This is a genomic window from Erwinia sp. PME.40.26/001, from assembly GCF_055556675.1.
In genome coordinates this window covers 64,903-88,255 of record NZ_JBVHNP010000008.1, presented here as the reverse complement: position 1 = coordinate 88,255, position 23,353 = coordinate 64,903, and the positions used below count along the sequence as shown (strand labels likewise).

Sequence of the window (23,353 nt, the reverse complement as noted above, 5' to 3'; positions counted from 1 at the left end):
GGCATATACTTATTTTTTGCTTTTTTTACGCCACCATCCCGGCGGAGGCCCAAAGCGGTTTGGCTCAGGCATGCCGCGTTTGAACAGATACATCCCCAGCAGCCTGAGTACCGGTATTTTAATTTCTTTCAGCTTATCCGCAGAGGCCAGACCTAAATCCCGCCCACGTCGGACGACAGCGCTGTAAAGATTCATTACGATCAGCAGTGCCGACAGGGCGGTATTTGCCAGCTGCCCCTCAACCAAAATCATGTTCACAAACAGGACAGCGAGCTTGCTTCCCAGCGCAATCTGCAATACCAGCCCCACCCGCCCCAGGCGTGAATTGACTCGCCAGAATTGCCAGAAATAACTGCGGCGCTGCGGGTATTCCGCAAACGTATTCTGACGGCTGGTATTGATCTGTAGCATTGTCGCTGCCGCTAATCGCAACGTGATGTCTGCATCGGGATCGTCAGCACAGCCTTCAGCAGCGTCACGCAGCTTTGCGTCCAGTACATATTCCGGACTGCTGCCAAGCTGGTGGATCCCCCGGGCAACCGCCGGCGCGTGAAGGGCTCCGCTGGCCAGCATTTCATCAGGGGGCAACACCGGCCGCTGGCGCAACAGTAATTGCTGTTTAAAGGCGACGTCTTCCGGCGAGTGAGCAGTGAGCGCTTCAAGGGCGTCCAGGTGATCCTGGGCATAACTCGCATTCTCATGCGACAGAAAAATCGCATGGAACAGGGCCTGATAAGGGAAGGGCGACTGACCCAGGCGCTCCTGCCACGCTGGCTGATAACGATAGAAATAGTGAGCGCCATTGGACGAGATCTCATCACGCCGGGCAATGTATTCTTCGATACTGACGGGCAGCCGGGTCCAGCAGTTGAAATGCAGTGAGTTGTTCAGCTCAAGGTGGCTTTTCAGCTGGCTGACTTCATCGCCCCGGGCCAGGTCAATTTGGGTAAATACCTGATACATCGACCAGAAGGGGTGCGATTCATCCAGCGGAAAATCTTTCAGTTGGCTGAGCAGGGCGATGTTATCAACCTCAAGATCGAGCATCGCCACCAGCAACATCACCTGACGCAGCGCATCACGTGGTGGCGTCTGGCTGTCTTCCGGTAGCGTAATCGCGGCATTTTCGATGAGATAGCACAGCCAGCTGGTATGCGCTGGCAAGACACTTTCGCCATAGGCCGCATGTTGCGCCAGCCGGGTCAGGCTGTGTCGGGGAAGCGGCCGCCAGTGCCACAACCAGGCGATGCTCTGCTTCCAGGCCGCCCCCTCACTGTCGGCAAATATTTCAGGTAACGGCGTCTCTTCAGGCGCGGATAACCACGCGCTAAACTCGGCCACCACCGGTGAGCCCTGAAGCCACGCCAGACGCTGCAGGGCCTGGCGCTGCAGACCGCGTAAGATAAGCATTTGCAGCGGCGTGCCGGAAACCGGCTGGTCGACGATAGCCTGTAGCAACGCTTCATTGCCCAGGGTTAACATGCTGGCCTGCCAGTAGAGATGCCGCAGCTCATCTGTACCATCTTCCTGCAAAAGATGCGCGAACATGACCTGTGGGCGATAGCGGCCCGATTTCCAACTGATGTAGTCAGCGGCCAGGGGCGAAACATCGACCTGCGTTGCTTCGGCCCAGCGCACCAGCGTTTGCGGGGACTGTGCCTGTGGGCGGTATGTGCTTTCATTATCGCCGGTGGCGCAGTCAGCAGGCGCAAATTCCGGGCGGTCAAAGGCCTGAATCAGCAGGGGAAGATAATCCGTAAAATGGCGGGCACACCAGGCCAGCAACCACTGCTCAGCTTCGGCATGTTGGTACTGCTCATGCAGGGTCAGCCACAGCGGGAAAGCGGTTTCATTATCCCCCATCATGCCGCAGTGGCTGGCGCTCAGATAGAGCCAATCCGGATCGTGTGGATGGCGTTCAAGCTGCCCGAGACAGTAGTCACGCACTACCGCATTCGACGTCGCCGCGACATTAAACCAGCGTACGACCTGATTCATCAGGCGCGGACAGGATGGCCAGAAAATGACACGCGGTTCTTCCAGCAGATAGCGTAACCAGCCCGTCGGTTGTTCCCAGTAAAAATGGCGGACCTGATGGAAATAACTCCGCGTTTCGTCTTGTGCTGCCAGGCTGAGAGGGGCCAGCGTGGCAAGATCGAACATGTCGCCACTGTCGGCAAAGTCCAGCAGCTCGTCTGCCCGCCGCGCCGTGTCCTGATCAAGCTCCGGCAGACGCATCCGCCACTGCAGGCGGTTAGCCAGCAGTAAAAGGCAGTCAGCAGAAACAGGGTGCACCAGCAAAGCGGTCTCCAGCAACGGCCAGCGAAGCTGATCGACAGTGGCGACGGGGTGATCGTCCAACCGGCTGATAAACCGCTGCCAGCTCAGAGGCAGATAACGCTCAGCCGGAGAGGCGAGTAGCCTGCTGAAAGCATCAAGCAGACCTGTGGGGTCGGTATCTGCTGCTGTAACCGGCGGTTCAACAGGCAACAGGGTGGCGGGTGCTGCTTCCATGCCTTTTCGCGCCTGTTCATAGGCCTCACGCAAACGCTTAAAACCTGCCGGATCGCTTTCCGGATGAAACGTGGGCAGCAGTTCGCGATAGGCCTGGCGAATGACCTGCTGATCTTCTGTCGGTTCAATGCCCAGGATTGCCCAACATGGCTGATTACTCATAGGTCCATCTCCGGCAATGATGCGGGTTTATCCATTTCAGGCACGTCGATATGCCAGGGAAGCTGGGATATCGGGCTCTCCGGATGCGTGTAAAGCTGGCGCATTAATTCAATGTTAGTGGTGCTACCGGCGTCTGCGCTAAAGGCATAACGTCGGGCATCGGCGTCAGAGGCGTTGAGTGACTGCCAGTAGAGTCTGCCGGTGATGAAACCGGCATTGTAGTTCTGCCAACTGGAGTAATAGTAGCGCGCCCGCACGCCAAGGCGGGTGTGAAACCACAGGTTTTCCGGCGGCGTTATCCAGCCGTTAAGCAGCCCGATGCGGCAAAGAAAGCCCATCCTGGCCAAATCCCAGGCACGGATCCCGCCGTCACCGCACAACACGGCGCTGTCCGCCACCAGAGCCAGTTTAGCCTGTACATCCGGCGTCTGATGCGCGACATAATCCTGCCACTCTGTCAGGCTTAGCCGGTGCCACAGTCTGAAATAATGAGCCAGATCCTCTGCATGGCCGTTGTCGATCATTCTCAGAATCATCTCAAACAACTGTTCGCGTGAATCAATGCCCCAGCTACCCTTCAGGTCAACTCGGGTATCAAAAGGATAAAACTGATCGCAGTCCCAGGCGGCACCCGACCCGGCATTTATCGCCACCATCGGGGCTGAAAGCGCGAGCAACCAGCGTCGTGCGGAATCATCAATCACTGAGAACTTCTCCTGTGTGGTACATCAGCTTTATACTGCCATATCAGTATCATGCCGTCTTTAGGGCCGGAACGATCTTTTTACCTTTCTTATTGAAACTTGTAATACTCAGTGGGGGCGGAAAAACTTGTTGCGGCTGGTCTGTCTGGCATCTACATAGTTATCAGCCATGTTTGTGTCACGCAGTTCAGGCTTATCTGTGATGCAGCTGTTCGCAAAAAAGTAAAACAGCGTTGTGGCATGCTTCGTGTCGTGGAGCACCCACCTTCGTTGGCAGATTGTCTACGCCGCAAGGTCTCTCAGGTGAATGGTGTGCTTAGGCGGGATACTGACATTATGAAAATGCCTGTAAAAAAACCGTAATCTCATCGAAGATTACGGTTTTTAACACAACTACTGGAATATTCAACGGCTCCTTAAATGAGCGACATTAGGTTCTTTTCGGGCCTGATTCACTCATTATCCGGCCTACCAGCCAACGGCAAATCCTGCTGCCACACCGCTGCCATGCTGGGAGTCCCAGGAAGTATTTAATCTTATCGCTGAGTTATCACTTGTTCTGAACGTCATACCTGCAGCTAATGCTCCCTGCTGCTGATATCCAGAAACGGCCATGCCGAAAGAAACATCCTGTGAACTAACGTAGGGGATAGCTGACATCGCCATAGCTCCAGCAATACCTGCATCAGCCCTTTTCTTATTCTTATCAACTTCCTTTGTCAGATTTTTAAATGCTCCATTCATTTCTGAAAATGAACTTTCCAGATTGGCAATTTGATGACTATGAACCGCAATATCCGATTTATTTGTCTTGATATCATTTTTATTGACTGCAATTTCCGCAGTATTATTTTCAACCTTCATGTTGGTGTCATATAACTGAGAACCATTGACAGCAGACGAGGATGTTTTTGATACCTCTCCCTTTTTGATGTTGGTAATATCACGATTACCCGCATCAATAGTGGTTGTGCCTTGACCTTTGTCGTCGAAAACGATTTTGTTGCCATTAACCTGTGCTACACCGGTTTTACCACTTTTAACATCATTCGTTAATTGTTTGATCGAATTGGTATTTTGTGAAACCTGTTGATTAGTAGCATGGAGTTGTGACCCATTGACGGCCTCAGTCGAGGTTTCACTTAGCTCACCCGCTTTAACACCGGAAATAGTTCGATCGCCAAGATTTAATGTATCGGCGCCTTGTGCAGCATCACTGATGACCATGCTTGTACCATCATCGCTCAACTGCACAATTCCCGTTTTACCGTTTGAAATGGCATCTGACATGCTGCTGATGTCGCTAGTGTTTTTATCTACTTTTGTATTGGTAGCATACAGCTGTGAGCCGTTCACTGCCTCATCAGAATCTGCAGACAGCTTCCCGGCATTCACCCCACTGATAACGCGGTTACCCGCGTTAAATCGCGTTGCACTGCTTGCTATATCAGCGAACACCAGCGACTGGCCATCGTCACTCAGCTGGATAAGGCCCGACTTCCCGGAGGCTATATTGTTACTCAGGCTGGTAATGCTGCTGGTATTGCTGGCAATGTCAGTGCTGTTTTGCGCCACTGCCTCGTTGGTGGCGTACAGCTGTGAGCCGTTCACCGCCTCATCAGAATCTGCAGACAGCTTCCCGGCATTCACACCACTGATAACGCGGTTACCCGCGTTAAATCGCGTTGCACTGCTTGCTATGTCAGCGAACACCAGCGACTGGCCATCGTCACTCAGCTGGATAAGGCCCGACTTCCCGGAGGCTATATTGTTACTCAGGCTGGTAATGCTGCTGGTATTGCTGGCAATGTCAGTGCTGTTTTGCGTCACAGCCTCGTTGGTGGCATACAGCTGTGAGCCGTTCACCGCCTCATCAGAGTCCGCAGACAGCTTCCCGGCATTCACACCGTTCATCACACGATCACCGATGTTGAAGGTTAACGTATCTTTAACCACGTCACCGAACACCAGTGACTTGCCATCCTGGCTTATCTGTATCACGCCGGTTCTGCCGGACACCAGATCCTGTATGTCAGTCTTACTGGTGGCAATATTGTTTCGGTTTGCTGCAATATCTGCCCTGCTGGTCTGAATATCGGTCGTATTATTGGCAATATCCGTCGTGTTCTGCACAATGTCCTGGTTAGTCGCGTTCAGCTGTGAGCCGTTGACCGCGTCAGTGGAGCCTGCCGCCAGTCTGCCGGCTTTTACCCCGGTCATGACACGGTTGCCGGCGTTAAACGTGAGAGCATCTTTTGCTGCATCGTTAAACACCAGTGATTTGCCATCCTCGCTGAGTTGCAGCAACCCCGACTTGCCGGAGGAAATATCATTGCTCAGGCTGGTAATGCTGCTGGTATTGCTGGCAATGTCAGTGCTGTTTTTCGCCACTGCCTCGTTGGTGGCATACAGCTGTGAGCCGTTCACCGCCTCATCAGAGTCCGCAGACAGCTTCCCGGCATTCACCCCGCTCATCACACGATCACCGATGTTGAAGGTTAACGTATCTTTAACCACGTCACCGAACACCAGTGACTTGCCATCCTGGCTTATCTGTATCACGCCGGTTCTGCCGGACACCAGATCCTGTATGTCAGTCTTACTGGTGGCAATATTGTTTCGGTTTGCTGCAATATCTGCCCTGCTGGTCTGAATATCGGTCGTATTATTGGCAATATCCGTCGTGTTCTGCACAATGTCCTGGTTAGTCGCGTTCAGCTGTGAGCCGTTGACCGCGTCAGTGGATCCTGCCGCCAGTCTGCCGGCTTTTACCCCGGTCATGACACGGTTGCCGGCGTTAAACGTGAGAGCATCTTTTGCTGCATCGTTAAACACCAGTGATTTGCCATCCTCACTGAGTTGCACCAGCCCCATCTTGCCGGAGGAAATGTCGCTGCTCAGGCTGGTAATGCTGCTGGTATTGCTGGCAATGTCAGTGCTGTTTTTCGCCACTGCCTCGTTGGTGGCATACAGCTGTGAGCCGTTGACGGCATCTGATGAATTGTTTGATAACGTTCCTGTATCTAAATTAATAAGTTTTCTCTTCAGGGATGAGGATCCGAAAGATACAGTATTATCATTTTCGGCAATAGAATCAGAACCTATTGCAACAGCACCTTTAGCACCATTAACAGAGGCATTGGCACCTATTACCACCGAATTTTCAGCATTACTTAACAGAGCCTTAGATCCCAGAGCAATACCATTATTACTTTTATTGATGTCTGAATTCTGCCCAATGGTAACAGCGTAGTCGGAGCTGTCATCTATTTTAGCGTGAGGGCCTAATGCTGTGCCATATAAAGATCGGCCCTCAGCAGAGTCCCCAACTGCAACGCTCGCCCAAAAACCTTTTGATAAAGCTCCGAGAGCTATACCATAATCACGACCAGAACCGGCATTTTGCATATTTTGATTGTCAGTGGCCCAGGAAGAATTGACGGAGCCTCCGGCAATGGAAAGTTCTCCATTTAGCGCTGAGTGAGTAGCATCAATATTATTCGACGTAGGTTGCACATTAGCAGCTGAAGTATTAAATGCTGGGGTTGCTATAATTAAAAAGGCAGTTACGCTTTTCAGTGCTAATGAAATGGGCTTTTTTTTCATTAACCCTGAAGAACTCTTTGATTTGAAACATCCCTTTCCAAATTCAGAAGAAACAACATACATTCCTTTTGCGTCACACCACACTGTCTTAAATATATTATTCATTCACAATTCCATTTTTATCTGGGTGAGTATTATGTTTTCTGCTGACATGAAGAAACATTTATCACGATGAATCCAGGAAAGGCATTTAAATGCTTTTCTGTTTATTTTTAATCATCACTTATTCCAAAGTGATTAGTATTTCCACGGGGAGGGCAGGGTCCAGTAAATAAAGAGTGCTTTGGTTTTTTAAATTTATACGCATATCGTAATGGCTGTCAATTTTGAGAAAAATAAAAAACAATGGGAGTGAGGTGTTTTAAGATTTTTCATAGATAATGTTATTACGCGATGAGATATTAAAATAATAAATGGAAATGCTTATTCTGATTTTTAATGGTTAGCTGGGTTTTTTCACTAAAATCCTGGGTATCTTGAATTTTTCTAGCAACTTTCCTGGGCTTACCAGGGCCCGGGTACCTGCTTCACTCAGAAACAGTGTTGCTGAATGAGCATTTCTCTCATAAATGGAGGTGGTGCCGATGAAAAAGTCTCCCTCCGCCAAAGAGCAGATTGTCCTTGCCCTGAAGCAGACTGACCGGGTGATGTCGGTGCCGGACATCTGCAGCAAGCTGGGTATATCCGATGCCACATTCTGTACGTGGTGGCAAAATACGGCGGGAATGATCCTTCAGAGCCTAAACAAATGCGGCAGCGGGAAGAGGCAGATCTGCAGCTGAAAATGGGAGGCCAACCTGATCCACGCCAGGGCGATGCTGCATGTCGTGCCGGCAAAAGGGGGTGGTGATGGCAGGCCCAACTAAATCTGCCCGCCCCAGGACTTATATGTAAACGACGATGGTGCCCATCAACGGCAGGCTGCGGCAGGGATGTCTGAACGAGAGCGGGTTAATATCGCTGGAAGATGTCCGGCTCAAAACCGAGGCATGGCGCATATGCTATAAACAGGGTTTGTCATTCCTTTCTTGCAAATACATCAGGTATTTAGGGGGTATTTCACCTTCTGTCAGCAGGGTATTTTCACCTGCCCGGGTAAAATCTTGAAAGAAGCGGCCGTATATTATCTTTCCTGGGAGTGCTGAATATTAATTATCCCTGCTCTAAATGCGATGGGTGATTATCTCTTTTTAAGAGACCTTTAATTAAAATTTACCAGCCTTTCTGCCACAGAATCGACTTTACCCAGTGGCAGATTCTGACCAGCGCAGCATATACTCCAGGTAGCCTTATGAGTCAGGTTCAGGCCTGTTCGAGCACAGATTTTCATATTGTCCTGAACTTATCTATCTGAAAATAAGTGGAATACGGCTGTCATCAAAAATAGCATGTAAATATTTTTTAAGTATATTGAGGTCTGTTGAGCTATTTAACAGTGCCTGAATTTTTTTAAAACCGGCTATTTTTTCTGCCTCGTCAGTGAGTGCAATGACCAGTTCACTGCTGCTGCATTCAATATTTTCAATAGCGGACGGGATCTCATAGGGAGTAGACTCACTCTGAAAACCAATGCACTCATCAGCTGACAGATTCTCCTCCTCAAATTTACTGATGATGACGAAATTTTTAGGGTTGTGCTTATCGTCACCCACCGCCAGCGTGAGTACATCATCTTCATCAATGCCTTCAATGCATACGGCATTAAACTTTTTTGTAATATTCATTAACTTCCTTAGACAGTAGTGCTTATGACTCTGGTTTTACTGTGGCAGAGCGTCATCCTCATCTGCCTGAGTGCTTCGCCATAATAAGTCTGTAGCAGAATAGCGTAAACCCGGTAAAGCGGGTACCAGGCTAACAGGTCTCTGCTATCCCATTCCATCCCTTTTCTGTAGCCATCTGCCAAAAACTCTGACAGTATACGTTATATATATGTTTCGTATAGGTGTGGTATGGGGATCGTAAAAATTTCGGATCTGATGCATGAGAATCTGCGCATCACCAGTCAGGCCATGAGCCGCTCGATAAACGCCCAGGCTGAGCACTGGCTGAAAATCGGCATGCTGGCCGAACTCTATCCTAACCTGACTCACCATCAGCTGGCAAAAGCGCTGGTGAAGACGGAGCTTGAAGGGGGAATGGATCTTATACGCCTACTGAACGGCGATGTGATGAATGAAAAGGCGGTCTGAAAATATGGTTACCCTCCACACAGCGGAAGAAATCGAATATGCGCGCGCAGCGGGCCATGCCGCTGCACAGGTCCTGGCGATGATCGCCCCCTTCGTTCGTCCTGGCGTGACCACCGATGAGTTAGACCGGCGCTGCCATGATTTTATCGTAAAGAAGCTGGGCGTTATCCCGGCGAATATCGGCTACCACGGCTACACCCGTACGCTCTGTACTTCGATCAATCACGTGGTCTGTCACGGTATCCCGGACAGTACGACGTTGCAGGACGGCGACATCGTCAATATAGATGTGGCGGTGATCAAAGAGGGCTGGTTCGGCGATACCAGCCGTATGTACTTTGTCGGTGAGCCTTCGGCACAGGCCCGCCGGCTGGTGGACGTCACCTGGCAGTCGCTGGTGGCGGGGATCCGTGCAGTGCGTCCGGGTGCCCGCCTGGGTGATGTGGGCGCGGCCATTCAGCAGGTGGCAGAAAGGGCCGGGTTTTCGGTGGTGAAAGATTACTGCGGGCACGGCATCGGGCAGGTCTATCACGACACGCCCGATGTGCTGCACTACGGTAAAGCGGGTACCGGGATGCGGCTGAAGCCGGGGATGATTTTTACCATTGAGCCGATGATCAATGCCGGAAAGGACGAGACTGACGTGCTGCCGGACGACTGGACGGTGGTGACGCTGGACGGTTCTCTCTCGGCGCAGTGGGAACATACCATCGCGGTAACGGAAAACGGGTTTGACCTGCTGACACCCTGGCCTGACGACACCGGCCCCTGTCAGGCTATCTGAACACCCGGGTGAATGTTTACCCGGGGTGGCGGTTTACGGGGCCGGCGTGAAGGGTTCGCCCAGCGTCAGCATCAGGCGGTTTGCCCAGGCGAAGAAGGCGGTGGACTGTATCAGATCGAGCAGCTCCAGCTCGCTCAGACCCTGCGCCCGAAGCTGAACCAGCTGTGTCTGACGAGGTGCGGGCGGCGTCGTGGACAGGGATGCTGCGAAATCGATGATGGCCAGCCAGCGTGCCGCCTGATCGGCTGCCAGCGGTTGACCCGGTGCAGTATCAATCAGCCGCTGCACATCCTCAGGCTGTTTTGACAGCTGCGCCGCCTTACGGGCGTGGACGGAAGCGCAGTAGATACAGCCGTTGACCTTGCTGGCCACCGTGGCCGCCAGTTCTCGCTCTTTACGCGGCAGGCCGCCGGCCGTATAAAAAATCCCTTTGTCTGTCAGCGTGCGCTGTTCCAGCAGCGGCAGGTTGCGTCCCAGCAGGCGGAAATAGTCAGAGTCACTGTGGCCAAATTTTGCCAGCGTCGCTTTTTCAGCGGCGGAAAATTCCTCCAGCTGTTTGGCTGCCAGCCAGGGCTCCCAGCCCAGTTCCGCACGTGTAAATGCCGGAGGCGCAGGCTGGCCACTGGCTGTCGTCGGTTCGGTACGCCAGGCCGCGGCCACGGCCGGTTCAGGGCGTTCTGCCGCAAGGTCTTTGCCAGAGAGCAGTCGTAAACCGCGCAGGAGGCGACTCTGAAAGCTGACAAACGCCACTAACTGTGACAGTGTCACGATATCGTCTGCAGACCAGCCCGCCTCTTCCAGCTCTCGCAGGTGTGCGGGCCCGGCAGCGGCAGGTTGAAACGTCAGCCGTTCCGTGTGCGCCAGCGCACTCTGCCACTTCGTCCCGGGGCGTGCGTCCGCCTGCCGTGCAGCATAGTGTGCAGCCAGACGTGGCTCGCTGTGCCAGTGTGCCACCTGTTGCGCCACAGCCAGTCGGGCGGTCAGCGGGAAATCACCGTTCCCGTGCGCGGAGAACAGCACATCATAGCTGGCCTGGGCATGTTCGGTGGCGGCGTCACGCGTCAGGCGTGCGGCGGCCAGTGGGCTGTCGGGGGTGATACCGGCGAGCTCCTGCAGTAAATCATCGGACGGGATCATACGGTCTCCTTATGAGAATGAGCGGTCACGGGGGGGCGCCAGCCCAGAGCCGGGGCGACTTCGGTCGCCAGCAGTTCAATGGATGTCAGGATCTGATCATGCGGTGGGTCGATCGAATGCACCTGGAACGAGACGTCAGTGACGCGATTCAGGGCGCTATCCCGCTGCAGTGAGGCCACGACCTGCTGTGGCGTGCCGGTATGCACGTCGAAGGAGGCAATATAAGCATCCAGCGTCGTCCCCGATACCAGATGCCCTGCTGCGCGGTGCTGGGCGGCCTGGGCGGCCAGTCCCGGCAGCGCCAGGCGGCGGGCTTCTGCTCCGTCACGGCTGACAAACGCCGTGCGCGAGGCCAGGATACGCGGGGTTATCCCCGGTGGCAGCGCGTTCAGGTAGGCATCGATCAGCGGATTCTGGATCTCATCCAGCGTCAGGTGGGGCGACGCTGCGGGGCGTGGCTGGGTCCGTGACAGCATCAGCCCGTGACCCGCCGCACCGGCACGTGCGGCACCCGCCACGGAAAAGGTTGCCTGCCAGAGCCGCTCTCCCAGCAGCGGTGCTGCCGGATACAGCCGGTTGTCCTCATCACCCAGTGCTCCACCGGCCCAGGCTTGAAGCAGCGTAGCCAGATTTGCTTCGAACGTTGCGGCGCGCTCATCAAAGGTCAGTCCGAACGGTAAAAAGGACGTGGGCGTACCGCCGGAGCCGAGACCCAGCTCCAGGCGCTGCTGGCTCAGTAAGTCGAGCACGGCGGCGTCTTCCGCTACGCGCAGCGCATTCTCCATGGGCAGCGTAATAATCGCCGTACCCAGGCGAATACGTGAAGTCTGCGCTGCAACGCTGGCCAGAAACAGCAGCGGAGAAGGCAGGCCGCCTTCATGCTCGTGAAAGTGGTGCTGGGCCACCCAGGCGGTGTCGAAACCCCAGCGTTCCGCATGCTGGATTTGCAAGGTGGCGAGTCGGTAACGCTCTGCGGCGCTGGCTCTGTCCAGCAGGCGGGTGAAAAAACCAAGGCGTTTGTGGGTCATACAGGATCCTTAGCGCCGGTCAGCGCAGGAATGGCGGCGATCAGCTCACGGGTATACTCGCTGGCCGGATGCGTGAAAATGCGGTGGGTCTCGCCGCAGTCAACCTGTTGTCCGGCGCGCAGGACGGAGACGCTGTGCGCCAGCTGGCGAACCGTGGCAAGGTCGTGAGAAATAAACAGGTAGGTCAGCCCCAGCGCCTGCTGCAGCGTCTGCAGCAGCGTCAGGATCTGCGCCTGAATGGTGACATCCAGCGCTGAGGTGGCTTCATCCAGCACCAGGATCTCAGGCCGCAGTACCAGCGCGCGGGCTATAGCCACGCGCTGCCGCTGTCCCCCGGACAGCTCATGAGGTTTGCGGTCCAGCAGTGCCAGCGGCAGTGCCACGCGGCTTGCCACCTCTTCCACACGCTGCCGCCTGACCTCGCGACTGAGCGGAGCAAAGTTCAGCAACGGCTCTTCTATGACCCGGAACAGGGTCTGAGACGGATCCAGCGAGGCAAACGGATTCTGCCAGACCAGCTGGATCTTCTGCCGAATCTGGCGCAGGGCTTCCCCACGCAGCGAGCCGATATCGATGCCGTCCAGCAGCACGCGCCCGCTGTCCGCCTGCTGAAAACCGAGCAGGATACGGGCCAGGGTAGTTTTTCCCGATCCGGACTCGCCCACCAGCGCATGCGTGGTGCCCCGCGGCACGCTGAACGACACATTATTCAGCGCCTGGAAGCCTTCCTCTTTGCCGAGTGGAAAGCAGTGGCTCAGACCCGCGATCTCTATGGCTGGCTGCGAAAAACCTGGCGCTGGCGGGATTGGCGCTGTGCCGGAGAGCGCCGGCGCATCGGCAAACAGCTGGCGGGTGTACGGATGCTGTGGATAATGAATAATCTGCCGGGCGGGCCCCTGCTCCTGAACCTCTCCCTGGCGAAATACCACAATACGATCGGCGCGTGCCGCAGCCACGGCCAGATCATGCGTGACTAACAGCACGGCGGTGCCGGATTCGTGCCGGAGGTCATCAATCAGATCCAGAATGCGTTTTTGCACCGTAACGTCCAGCGCACTGGTCGGCTCATCGGCAATAATCAGCGCCGGTTTCAGCGCGATGGCAATAGCGATCAGCACCCGCTGTTTCATGCCACCGGACAGCTGATGCGGATACTGCCGGGTCCGCTGTGCCGGGTGTGAGAGGCCCACGCGGGTCAGCAGGGCAATCACCCTCGCTTCCCGATCGCTGCGCGACAGTCGCTCATGCAGCAGCAGGATCTCGCCCACCTGATCGCCAATCGTTTTCACCGGGTTTAGCGAGCTGCCTGGGTCCTGCGGGATCAGGCTGATGCAGGCCCCGCGCAGCGCATTCAGCCGCTTTTGCGACCACTGGGAGATCTCGGTGCCGTTCAACCAGATTTTGCCGCTTTCGCGCTCGCCGTTCTGCGCAAGCAGGCCAATAATTGCCTGGGCGGTGGTGGTCTTGCCGGATCCTGACTCACCGACCAGGGCCACCACCTCGCCGCGATTAACGTGGAAAGAGACGTCATGTACCACCCGTTTACGCTGCCGGCCGGTATGGTAAGCCATGCTGAGCCTGTCGATTTGCAGGACCGGAACAGGGGATTCACTCACCGGCGACCTCCTGAATAATGGTGACTGATACGGTTAGCAGCCAGTACCACCGCGACAACGATAAGTCCCGGGAACGTGGTCAGCCACCAGGCGGTGGAAATATAGTTGCGCCCTTCGGCGATCAGCAGCCCCCATTCGGGGGTGGGCGGTGGGGTGCCATAGCCGAGGAAGCTCAGGGTCGATATCGCCAGGATCGCACTGCCAAACTGCAGTGCGGAGAAGGCCAGCACCGGGGTCAGAGAGTTCGGCAGGATATGCCGCCACAGTACTGACATAAAGGTACCGCCGCTGCCGCGCGCGGCCTCAACATAGTCAGTGTGGCGCACGCGAACGACCTCCGAACGGGCGAGACGGGCGAAGTTCGCCACGGAAGTGATACCGACGGCAATGGCCGCATTCACCGTGCCAAAGCCGAGTAAAATGATGATGCTGAGTGACAGCAGCAGGCCGGGAATAGCCAGCAGCACATCCACCAGTCGCATAATGAGGTTCTCACTGCGCCCGCCCAGTGCACCTGCGGTGACCCCCAGCAGGGTGCCGGCAGTCAGGCCGAGTATCACCGCGACCAGTGCGCCGCTCAGGGAGTGGGACGCTCCCCAGACAATGCGGGTGTACAGGTCACGGCCCAGCTGATCGGTTCCCAGCCAGTGGCCAGCCTGCGGTGCCAGACGCTGTGCCCCGGCGACACCTTCCGTACTGCTCCAGGAGGTAAACCAGCCGGGTACCAGCGCCCAGAGGATCACCAGCACCATGACGGTCCATGCCAGCACCAGGCCGGGTTTCAGGCGGGGGAAAAAGCGAAAGTCCGCACGCCGCGGCACAGCCGCAGGAACACGGAAAACATCGAGCAGACTCATCGTGTTGCCCTCGTGAACGGTTTCAGACGCGGGTCGAGCAGCGGAGAAAGCAGGTCGACCAGCAAATTGATCAGCACAAACCCCGTGGCTGAAATCATGACGATAGCCAGGAGTACGGCCACGTCCTGATTGTTTACTGCCTGTTGGGTCAGCTGGCCCAGTCCGTTGAGACCGAACACCGTTTCGGTGATCAGCGCTCCGGCAATCAGCTCCCCCAGCAGGAGCCCGGCAATAGTTAACACGGGCAGCAGGGCATTTTTTGCGATGTGATGCCACAGCACGCGCCGCTGGCTGGCCCCTTTGGCACGTGCAACCGACACAAACGGCTGAAGCTGCACCTGGTCAATACTGCGAATGAGAATTTGTGCCAGCGGGGCGGAAATCGGTACGGCGAGGGTGATCACGGGGAGGATCAGCCCCACCCACTCGCCGGGGTTGATAATCGGTATCCAGCGCAGCTGAAAAGAGAAGACCTGAATCAGCGCGATGCCAAGCCAGAAGGTTGGCAGGGAGATAAACAGCGACGGCAGGGCGTGCAGCGTATTACGCAGCCAGCGCAGGCCCGTCAGGCTGGAAGCGAATGCGATCAGCACGGCGAGGAGGGTGGCCAGCAGAAATCCGGGAATGGCCAGCCGCAGCGTGGCGGGGAAGTTTTCCGCCAGTAACTCACTGACCGGCACCCCCGCCTGCACGGAGAAGCCGGCGTCACCGTGCAACAGGCTGCCAAGAGTGTGCAGGTACTGCTGCCACAGCGGCGTGGCGGCACCGTAAGCCTGACGCATCTCTTCAATCTGCGCCGGGCTCAGGCCCAGATCCGGATTTTGAAACTTAATCAGGATTGCATCGCCGGGCAGCACCTGAAGCAGAATAAAGGCAACGGTAAACGCCGCCCACAACACCAGCAGCGCCTGCCCCAGTCGCCGGGCCAGATAACTCATCATGCTCCGTTACCCCCGCTTATCCAGCCAGGCGGCATAAAATCCCGGACGCCCGACGGCTTCAAACGTCAGTCCTTTCAGCCACGGGGCCCCGGCAAATACCTGAGGCTCTTCGAAAATAGGGATGTTATAGGCATTGTCGATCAGGTAGCGTTGGGCATCCGCCGTGATGGCCAGACGTTTGCGGGCATCCGTTTCGCTGGCAATGCCTTCCAGTAAGTCATTGAGTTTGTCATCACGGAAGGCCACCACCTGGCTGCTGGATCCGCCCTTCTGTAACAACGCGTCGCGGTTGGTCGGGTAGAACATGCTTTTCACCACGTCCGGGTCGGCGCGGCCCACTTCAGACACAGTGAGCGGGGTTTTCAGCGGATCCAGATTGTCAACGGTCCGGCTACCGGCGTCGCCCGCGCGAACGGACAGGGAGACGCCGACCTGTTTCCACTGCTGGGCCACCAGCTGCAGAACCTCTTTATTCTGCGGCTGCGGCAGGGACTCATATACCGTCAGCGCCAGTTTTTTACCGTCCTTCTGACGGATGCCGTCGCTGCCAGGCAGCCATCCGGCCTGATCCAGCAGCGTCTTCGCCAGAACCGGGTCGAAGGTCAGCCGATCGCTGAGGTCGACAAAACCGGCGGCTGAGCTGGCCAGGACGGATTTGGCCTGCGGATAGTTTGGTGAAAACAGCGTGTCGACAATCTGCTTACTGTTGGTGGCGTGCAGCAGGGCTTTACGCACGTTGATATCGGCCACTAACGGATTGTCCGGACGGAAGCTCAGGCTGTCATTGACCCCGCGCGTGGGGGCGGCATAGAGGGGGAAGCCCTGCTGCCGGGCCTGTTTTTCATCATAAGCCTGCACCTGGCGAATGACATCAGCCTGTCCGGCCAGCAGTGCGCCAATGCGCACGCTGTCTTCCGGCGTGACAATGATCTTTATGCCGTCGAGATTTGCCCGGCCCTGATGTGCGAGGTTTTTCGGCCCCCAGCGATAGTCCTTGCGTACTATCAGATCCACCTCACGCCCCAGCTTTTCTCCGCTGATGACAAAGGGGCCTGAGCCAATAATATGGCGGGCGTCTCCCAGTTCATCGAAATTTCGCGCCAGCGTGCTGAGTGATACCAGACCGGAGCCGATGGTCGCGGTACCCTGCAGGAAGCCAGGCGAAGGTTTTTTGAAGAAAAACTTCACCGTCAGCGGATCGATGACCTCGCTGCGCGCGTAGTTATTGATCACTTCTGACGCCGGCAGACGCTGTGCTTTATTGCCCAGCCCATAGGTATCAAAATTCTTAGCCACTGCCCGGGCATCCAGCGGCGTTCCGTCAGAGAATGTCACGCCAGGACGGATTTTAAAGGTGTATTCGGTATTATCGGCGTTGCGCGTCCAGCTTTCTGCGATCCACGGTTCGACCTGCAGCGTTTCCGGATTCTGCCAGGTCAGTTTATCGGTGATCTGATTCAGTATGCCGCCGTTCGGATAGAAGCCGCCGGCCGGGGGATAGAGGTTGGTGTGAGCCTGCTGCTCCAGATAAACCAGGATGCCGCCCTGTACCGGTTTGTCTGCCGCCCCTGCGGCCAGTGCGGTCATGGCCGCGGCCAGCGCCGTCAGGCGAAGAGAAACGCGCATGATATATTCCTTGATGGTCAGTGTGCTAAGTGGCTGACCATCAATATCATGCCTGACACGGGGTCAGGAAAAGCAAGAAATTCGTCTGGCTATTTGCGTTTTAGGCATAACGGTTAAGGGGCTTTTTGCACACGAGTCTTGTCCGGCGTGACCACGTCTCCCTGCTGATTGCGCACGCGCAGCGGGGCCAGCGGTTCTCCGCTGGCAATCTCCAGTAGATCAGAGTGGGTTTCCCCGGCGGAAAACAGGTATTGCTCACCAAACTGCTGCAGGGAAACGATCAGGGGAAACAGATCGCTGGCGCGTTCGGTCAGCACATATTCCTGCCAGGCAGAACCATCGGATGCGGGCTGCACCTTCAATAACCCAGCCGCGACCAGTTTTTTTAACCTGTTGGCGAGGATATTGCGCGCTACTCCAAGGCTGCGCTGAAACTCGCTGTAGCGCCGGACACCGTCGAACGCATCGCGCAGGATCATCAGCAACCAGCGGTCCCCGATCAGATCAATGCTGCGGGCTACCGGGCAGGGAGACTGACTCAGAGAAGGATGTTCCGCCATGGTGATATTCTCCGGAATGAATTTGGTTGCATTTTAAAACTACATACGGCAGTCTGCAAATGGTTTTGTTTTGAAACCAATTGGAGGCAGGATGACTACCCTGACAGAAAAAAGTACATCCCGTCGCGGATTAACCTCCTGGCAGACCGGCCTGTTTGCCTGCAGCTGCGGACTGAGCGTGGCCAACGTCTATTTCGCGCAGCCGCTGCTGGATGCGCTGGCAATCGACTTTTCTATCAGCCCTGCGGCGGTAGGTGGTGTGATTTTTGCCACTCAGGTGGGCTGCGCACTGGCGTTATTACTGCTGGTGCCGTTAGGTGATGTCATCAACCGACGGACGCTGATGCGCTGTCAGCTGGGGGGACTGATAGCGGCTTTACTGCTGGTCTGCACGGTGGACAGTTCGCATATGCTGCTGGTGGCGATGCTGTTGATCGGTGTGTTCGGGACCGCAATGACTCAGGGGATGATCGCCTATGCCGCCACCGCCGCCAGCGAGGAAGCGCGCGGTCAGGTGGTCGGGACAGTGTCCGGGGGCGTGGTGATCGGTCTGCTGCTGGCGCGGGCGGTGGCCGGGATGGTGTCGGATATCACCGGCTGGCGTGGGGTGTACCTGCTTTCGGCGCTGGTAATGACGGTGCTGGCAGCGATCCTGTGGCGCAGGCTGCCTGATTTACCGCCTGCGGCCCCCGCCCGCTGGGTGCAGGGGCCGGGAACTCTGTGGCGACTGCTGTGCAGCAACCGGGTTTTGCAGGTCCGCGGAGTGCTGGCGCTGCTGATGTTTGCCAGTTTTAATATTTTCTGGAGCGCACTGGTCCTCTTGCTTCGTGCGCCGCCATGGCAGCTGACCCACGGGCAGATAGGCGCGCTGGGTCTGGTGGGGGCTATGAGTGCGCTGATTGCCAGTCGCGCAGGTCGCTGGGCTGACCGTGGACTGGCAGAGCGCACCAGTGCCGTTTCGCTGATCCTGCTGCTGCTAAGCTGGCTGCCGCTGTGGCTGGGGGCCGGATCACTGGTATTCCTGATTGCCGGGATCTTGCTGCTGGATGCTGCAGGCCAGGCGCTGCACGTTACCAGCCAGAGCCTGATTTTTGCCAGCGAAAAAGAGGCGGGAGGGCGGCTTATTGCCGGTTATATGCTGTTTTACTCTGTCGGTAGCGGTGCGGGAGCGCTGATTTCCACCCGTGCCTTTGCCTGGGGAGGGTGGGGAGCCGTGTGCCTGTCGGGATCGGCGGTCAGTCTGCTGGCTCTGATTGTCTGGAAAATGAACTCACTAAAAAGGGGATAATAATGAATGAAGCTGACCTGATAACTGCAGCGGATATCCGTGCGGGCCGCTACAGCGCCTCGCTGCCGACACGACGCGTTTTCCCCGATGCCGAAGCGCTGGCCGGGCTGGCACGCTTTGACGAAGCATTGCCGTTAAAAGGCCTGCCCGCAGAGCAGACGCTGGCGCTGCTGGATGATGCGGGGTCACCGGGCACCGTGGCCTCCAACGGTCCGGATTATTTTGGTTTTGTCATTGGAGCCTCACTTCCCGTGGCGACAGCCGCCGAGCGGCTGATGATCGCCTGGGATCAGTGCGCATCCGGATGGGATAATTCGCCGGTCTCCGCTACGCTGGAACGCCTGGCCGGCCGCTGGCTGCTGGAGATCCTCGATCTGCCCCGCGACAGTGCCGTCGGGTTTGGCACCAGTGCCACAGCCTGTACGCTGAGCTGCCTGGTGGCCGCGCGCCGTGAGCTACTGCTGCGGCAGGGATGGGACGTTGACCTGGATGGGCTGGCCGGTGCGCCGCAGATCAAGGTGGTGATCTCAGCGTTGACCCACATCACCGTGAAAAAAGCGCTGCGGGTGCTGGGTTTTGGGCTGAGAAATCTGCAGGTCGCTCCGGTCAATGAACGAGGGCAAATTGATGCGGCACGCCTGCCCCCGCTGGACAACGCTACTGTGCTCTGTTTACAGGCCGGAGAGGTGAACACCGGGGAGTTTGATGATTTTGCCACGCTGATCCCGGTGGCTCATGCCGCCGGGGCCTGGGTACACGTCGACGGCGCGTTTGGCCTGTGGGCTCGCGCTTCGGCCCTGAAAGGACTGACCGTGGGGGTCGGACAGGCTGACAGCTGGACGACGGACGGGCATAAGTGGCTGAATACACCCTATGACTGTGCCATGGCCATCTGCCGCCATCCGGAGGCGCTGTCTGAAGCGATGAACGCGGATGCTGTCTATTCCGCTGCTGCGCAGGATGCGCAGAAAAACCTGACGCTGGAGTTTTCCCGTCGTCCCCGGGGGATACCTGTCTGGGCGGCGCTCCGTACGCTGGGGCGTGAAGGTGTCGCAGCGATGGTCGAACGCCACTGTGAACTGGCGCGGGAGCTCAGTACCGGACTGCAAACTGCTGGATACGAGATTCTGAACAGAGTTGTGATCAATCAAATCCTGTTTCGGGCACAGGACGATGCACAGACGGCGCGAGTGCGTGAGGTATTGCAGGCGTCAGGAGAAGCCTGGTTTTCTGGAACGGTGTGGCAGGGAAAAGCGGCGCTGCGTATCAGTATTTGTTCATGGCGCACGGAGAATATCCACACGGAAAAACTGAAGGTATTATTGAGCAGGATCTATCAGCAAACGCTGTCTGAAGCGAAATAAATCGTCCGGCCGCCCGTCTGGCGGCCGGTTGGCATTTACTTGATCAGGAAATCTTCAAGCTTCTTGCCGGCATCCAGTGCCTGTTTAATTACTGCCGGGGTACGGCCCTGGCCGGTCCATGATTTTTGCTCGCCGTTTTCATCAGTATATTGATATTTGGCCGGACGTGGTGCGCGTTTGGCACGTGTTTTGCTGGCGGTATTATCTGCTGCGGTCAGTTCGCTTAAATCGATACCGTCTTCCAGCAGCATCTGGCGATATTTAGCCAGTTTCTCTTCTTTTTCTTTAATCTCAGATGCGATAGCGGCTTCTGATTCACGACGTTCGTTCACAACCGCTTCAAGTTTCTCCAGCATCTCTTCCAGTTCAGCTAAAGACACTTCACGAGACTGGGCACGAAGGGTGCGAATATTATTTAATACTTTCAGTGTTTCGCTCATAACGGAATCCATAACCTGTGGGTTGGTTTAAATTAGATACTACATAACGAGACTCAGTGTACAGACAAATGAAGAGTGAAAAAACACTAAAGTAGAAAAATATTGGTTTAAATGTTACCGGGATATCACTTTCGTCCTCTGCAGAACAGGGTGGCATATCGTTATATTTACAACTTATGGGATAAATCTTAACGAATCTGTTGAAATCAAAAGTTGATAGCTGAAACTTTATCCATGATTTTTGACAGTATATATCATGAAATACCGCTGAAAACCCCCCCATTCATAACGTATTGTATACCCGCCCTTTTCCGTCTGAAGACTGATGCTCTCGTTTTTCTGCCCATTTTTTCGTCAGGCCGTGTGAGCTGGCACAGTGGCTGTCAGGATTATACAGGTAACGGCGTTGCTTAAAAAAGATAATGCAACGGGGCCTGTCACTGAATGTTATGTATCGTGAATAGGTTGATTCTAATCTCCTGCAGAAATGCTATTCCTTATTGTTCTCAGGGGGGCTGGTGAAGCTGACCTCGTTGTCTGGCGATAATAGCCAGCGCGTAAAAAACAGATAACTGTCAGATAAAAGGGAGCACACAGACTTTCTTCATCCCTCTGCACATTTCTTTTGTTTTTAGTTACAACATACGGCAAATGATCACTGCTATCGATCATTTGCCGACAATAGCGTCACAGATCCTGGTTTTAGCAGGAAAAGCGTCATTTTAAGCCCGGTCCTGTCTCCGTGTTTGCTGTCATAAAATGTCCCCGATGTTGTTATTTTTCGGTTGGCGATGCTACCGGAAAATGGCTTTAAACCGGTCTGTTTATTCCTTCTGAGTCTCTCGCCGGTTTATTATCTGCACTTTCAGATTTTTTACCGGGACAGAAGAGTGCTGACCTGTCAGGGGGCCTGTTAGTACGCCTGACTTTTTTTAATTATTTATTTAACGGCAGGCGAGATAATCGTAATTATACGAAGATAAACGTGACAGAGCAGGAAACGTCATGATTAATGCGAGCGTGCGGTTTTTCCCGCTATGCCCGGTGCCTGAACGTGTTTTTCTCTCATGACTGCCGTTTTCTGTTTCTTCCGGGCGTCATGCCGGATATTTATGCTGCTTTTCCCTCGCCACGGAAAAGAGGGTTTGTTGCCGGGTGTCCGCATCATGTCACCGACGCTGCTTTAAAATCATTGCCATCATCCTGGCCACGGCCTTTTTGGGCAAAACTGAGGGTGTGCCCGTCAGTGAGGTTGAACGTCTCATTATGGTCGCTGTGCAATCATTATGACTCCAGACCTATTAAGTCTGGAGTCATAAGACCGGACGCGGTAAAATCATCGCTTCAGCGTGGCAGGAACCAGTGGGGCGGACCCGGGAGGACAGTAATGAGAGCAAGAGAGAATCATATAATCCCAGGATTACATGATGCTTGAATCCTGTAATCCTGGGATTATTGCATCCCCGCTGGTCGGTCGCCATGTTGTTCTCTGGCTGCACGAAGTGCGAGGATCGTCGCTGATTGAGCTGGAAGCCAGCGGTAGTGAGGGCTCGGTGCTGCAGGTGATGAAGCTGTGGGTCAGACTGTCATTGTTACAAACGCGTCGGCGTCCGGAAATTGCCATCTCGTCACTGCTGAAGCACGTATTGCCGGCGATCGGAGAGCGGCCGCTGGCCGGGATCACCCGCCTGCAGCTTAACCGCCTGTTTAATATTCTGATTGCTGAGGGTAAAAAAGAGGAGGCCCGCCGCGTTTTTGCCCTGTGTAAGCAATTTTTTGCCTGGGCCGAGATGCAGGGCTACATTGAGCATTCCCCTCTCAGTGCGATGAAAAAACGCGATGTTGCAGGCAGAAGCTCACCGCCGGGCAACCGAACCTTGAGCGACGCTGAAGTCTGGGTGTTCTGGCACGGGTTGGATGCCTGGGAACTCTCAGAGCAGTGCCGCTGGGCGCTGCGCCTTTGCCTGCTGACGGCTCGTAGGCCTGATGAGGTTGTTCAGGCGCGAAAAGAGGAATTTAACCTCACGTCCGGCATCTGGCGGCAGGGTACCCGTAACAAGTCGCAGCGCGAACATATCCTGCCGCTGACGCCGCTGATGCGTACCTGCATTGAGGCCCTGTTACACGCCAGCCCGCCGGATTCACCCTGGCTGGTGCCGTCACCCGTGACGGTGTCACAACCTTTGTCGCGCGGGGCGGTGACTCAGGCATTACGACGGATGCTTCGCGCGGAACGCGGGCTGGGACTTGAGGCATTTACCACGCGCGATCTGCGACGCAGCGCACGTTCACGGCTGGCTGCTCTTAATACCCCTAATGATGTCGCCCGTAAGATCATGAATCATGCCCTGGAAGGCATTGACCGGGTGTATGACACGCACAACTATCTGCCGCAAATGCAGCAGGCACTGAATGCGCTGTCCGACAGTATTGAACGGATTATCGCTGCGGAATCCTACCATGCCCTGGAACATCGTTATCCCGGCGAAAAACTGCAGCTCGATGAGCGCGCGTTACTTTATATGGAGCCCTGA

17 protein-coding genes and 1 pseudogene are annotated in these 23,353 nt (G+C 55.5%); 6 read left to right on the top strand and 12 right to left on the bottom strand.

Annotation, left to right across the window (positions count from 1 at the left end; translation table 11 throughout):
• Positions 1 to 9: 9 nt before the first annotated feature.
• The 3 genes and pseudogenes from ACZ3HG_RS18930 to ACZ3HG_RS18920 all read right to left on the bottom strand — a co-directional run.
• Positions 10 to 2,676 (bottom strand): hypothetical protein, encoded by a 2,667-nt coding sequence (locus ACZ3HG_RS18930; RefSeq protein ID WP_465333850.1) that lies wholly within the window; start codon positions 2,674 to 2,676, stop codon positions 10 to 12.
• A complete protein-coding gene (locus tag ACZ3HG_RS18925) occupies positions 2,673 to 3,380 on the bottom strand; it encodes a DUF1266 domain-containing protein (RefSeq protein ID WP_342214493.1) in 708 nt (235 codons plus the stop codon). The genes ACZ3HG_RS18930 and ACZ3HG_RS18925 overlap by 4 nt, the downstream gene beginning before the upstream one ends.
• Positions 3,381 to 3,863: 483 nt before the next feature.
• Positions 3,864 to 7,079, bottom strand: a pseudogene (locus ACZ3HG_RS18920) (YadA-like family protein); the annotation flags it as partial.
• A gap of 491 nt (positions 7,080 to 7,570) precedes the next feature.
• Between ACZ3HG_RS18920 and ACZ3HG_RS18915 the strand changes: the two are divergent.
• Positions 7,571 to 7,768, top strand: a complete 198-nt coding sequence (locus ACZ3HG_RS18915; RefSeq protein WP_465333848.1) for a helix-turn-helix domain-containing protein — start codon at positions 7,571 to 7,573, stop codon at positions 7,766 to 7,768.
• 564 nt (positions 7,769 to 8,332) lie between these two features.
• Here the strand turns inward: ACZ3HG_RS18915 and ACZ3HG_RS18910 are convergent.
• On the bottom strand, positions 8,333 to 8,710 hold the full coding sequence (locus ACZ3HG_RS18910; RefSeq protein WP_465333846.1) for a hypothetical protein: 378 nt from the start codon (positions 8,708 to 8,710) through the stop codon (positions 8,333 to 8,335).
• Between the two features lie 228 nt (positions 8,711 to 8,938).
• Here ACZ3HG_RS18910 and ACZ3HG_RS18905 point away from each other — a divergent pair, with 228 nt between their 5' ends.
• On the top strand, positions 8,939 to 9,178 hold the full coding sequence (locus ACZ3HG_RS18905) for a ParD-like family protein (RefSeq protein WP_191935449.1): 240 nt from the start codon (positions 8,939 to 8,941) through the stop codon (positions 9,176 to 9,178).
• A 4-nt stretch (positions 9,179 to 9,182) separates the two neighbouring features.
• Positions 9,183 to 9,962 (top strand): type I methionyl aminopeptidase, encoded by a 780-nt coding sequence (gene map, locus ACZ3HG_RS18900; protein ID WP_191935450.1) that lies wholly within the window; start codon positions 9,183 to 9,185, stop codon positions 9,960 to 9,962.
• A 33-nt stretch (positions 9,963 to 9,995) separates the two neighbouring features.
• Here the strand turns inward: map and ACZ3HG_RS18895 are convergent, their stop codons facing one another.
• The 7 genes from ACZ3HG_RS18895 to ACZ3HG_RS18865 form a co-directional block, all read right to left on the bottom strand.
• Positions 9,996 to 11,099, bottom strand: coding sequence for an alkylhydroperoxidase domain protein (locus ACZ3HG_RS18895; protein ID WP_465333843.1), 1,104 nt, complete (start codon positions 11,097 to 11,099; stop codon positions 9,996 to 9,998).
• A complete protein-coding gene (locus tag ACZ3HG_RS18890) occupies positions 11,096 to 12,127 on the bottom strand; it encodes a putative FMN-dependent luciferase-like monooxygenase (RefSeq protein ID WP_465333841.1) in 1,032 nt (343 codons plus the stop codon). Before ACZ3HG_RS18890 ends, ACZ3HG_RS18895 begins: the two co-directional genes overlap by 4 nt.
• The gene (locus tag ACZ3HG_RS18885; protein WP_465333923.1) at positions 12,124 to 13,698 is read right to left on the bottom strand and encodes a dipeptide ABC transporter ATP-binding protein; all 1,575 of its coding nucleotides are present in this window, start codon (positions 13,696 to 13,698) and stop codon (positions 12,124 to 12,126) included. Before ACZ3HG_RS18885 ends, ACZ3HG_RS18890 begins: the two co-directional genes overlap by 4 nt.
• 41 nt (positions 13,699 to 13,739) lie before the next feature.
• A complete protein-coding gene (locus ACZ3HG_RS18880; RefSeq protein WP_465333839.1) occupies positions 13,740 to 14,600 on the bottom strand; it encodes an ABC transporter permease in 861 nt (286 codons plus the stop codon).
• Complete coding sequence (locus ACZ3HG_RS18875; protein WP_465333837.1) at positions 14,597 to 15,541, bottom strand: ABC transporter permease; 945 nt, start codon at positions 15,539 to 15,541, stop codon at positions 14,597 to 14,599. The genes ACZ3HG_RS18880 and ACZ3HG_RS18875 overlap by 4 nt, the downstream gene beginning before the upstream one ends.
• 6 nt (positions 15,542 to 15,547) lie before the next feature.
• Positions 15,548 to 17,167, bottom strand: a complete 1,620-nt coding sequence (locus ACZ3HG_RS18870) for a TIGR04028 family ABC transporter substrate-binding protein (protein ID WP_465333835.1) — start codon at positions 17,165 to 17,167, stop codon at positions 15,548 to 15,550.
• Positions 17,168 to 17,280: 113 nt separating this feature from the next.
• Positions 17,281 to 17,727 carry a winged helix-turn-helix transcriptional regulator gene (locus ACZ3HG_RS18865; protein WP_465333833.1) on the bottom strand — a complete coding sequence of 149 codons (447 nt, stop codon included), beginning with the start codon at positions 17,725 to 17,727 and terminating at the stop codon, positions 17,281 to 17,283.
• A gap of 91 nt (positions 17,728 to 17,818) precedes the next feature.
• Here ACZ3HG_RS18865 and ACZ3HG_RS18860 point away from each other — a divergent pair, with 91 nt between their 5' ends.
• Both ACZ3HG_RS18860 and ACZ3HG_RS18855 read left to right on the top strand, forming a co-directional pair.
• A complete protein-coding gene (locus tag ACZ3HG_RS18860; protein WP_465333831.1) occupies positions 17,819 to 19,015 on the top strand; it encodes an MFS transporter in 1,197 nt (398 codons plus the stop codon).
• A 2-nt stretch (positions 19,016 to 19,017) separates the two neighbouring features.
• The gene (locus ACZ3HG_RS18855; protein ID WP_465333829.1) at positions 19,018 to 20,379 is read left to right on the top strand and encodes a pyridoxal phosphate-dependent decarboxylase family protein; all 1,362 of its coding nucleotides are present in this window, start codon (positions 19,018 to 19,020) and stop codon (positions 20,377 to 20,379) included.
• Between the two features lie 35 nt (positions 20,380 to 20,414).
• Here ACZ3HG_RS18855 and ACZ3HG_RS18850 read toward each other — a convergent pair whose 3' ends face one another.
• A complete protein-coding gene (locus tag ACZ3HG_RS18850; protein WP_191935459.1) occupies positions 20,415 to 20,819 on the bottom strand; it encodes an H-NS family histone-like protein in 405 nt (134 codons plus the stop codon).
• Positions 20,820 to 22,246: 1,427 nt separating this feature from the next.
• Here ACZ3HG_RS18850 and ACZ3HG_RS18845 point away from each other — a divergent pair.
• Positions 22,247 to 23,353 (top strand): tyrosine-type recombinase/integrase, encoded by a 1,107-nt coding sequence (locus ACZ3HG_RS18845; RefSeq protein WP_465333921.1) that lies wholly within the window; start codon positions 22,247 to 22,249, stop codon positions 23,351 to 23,353.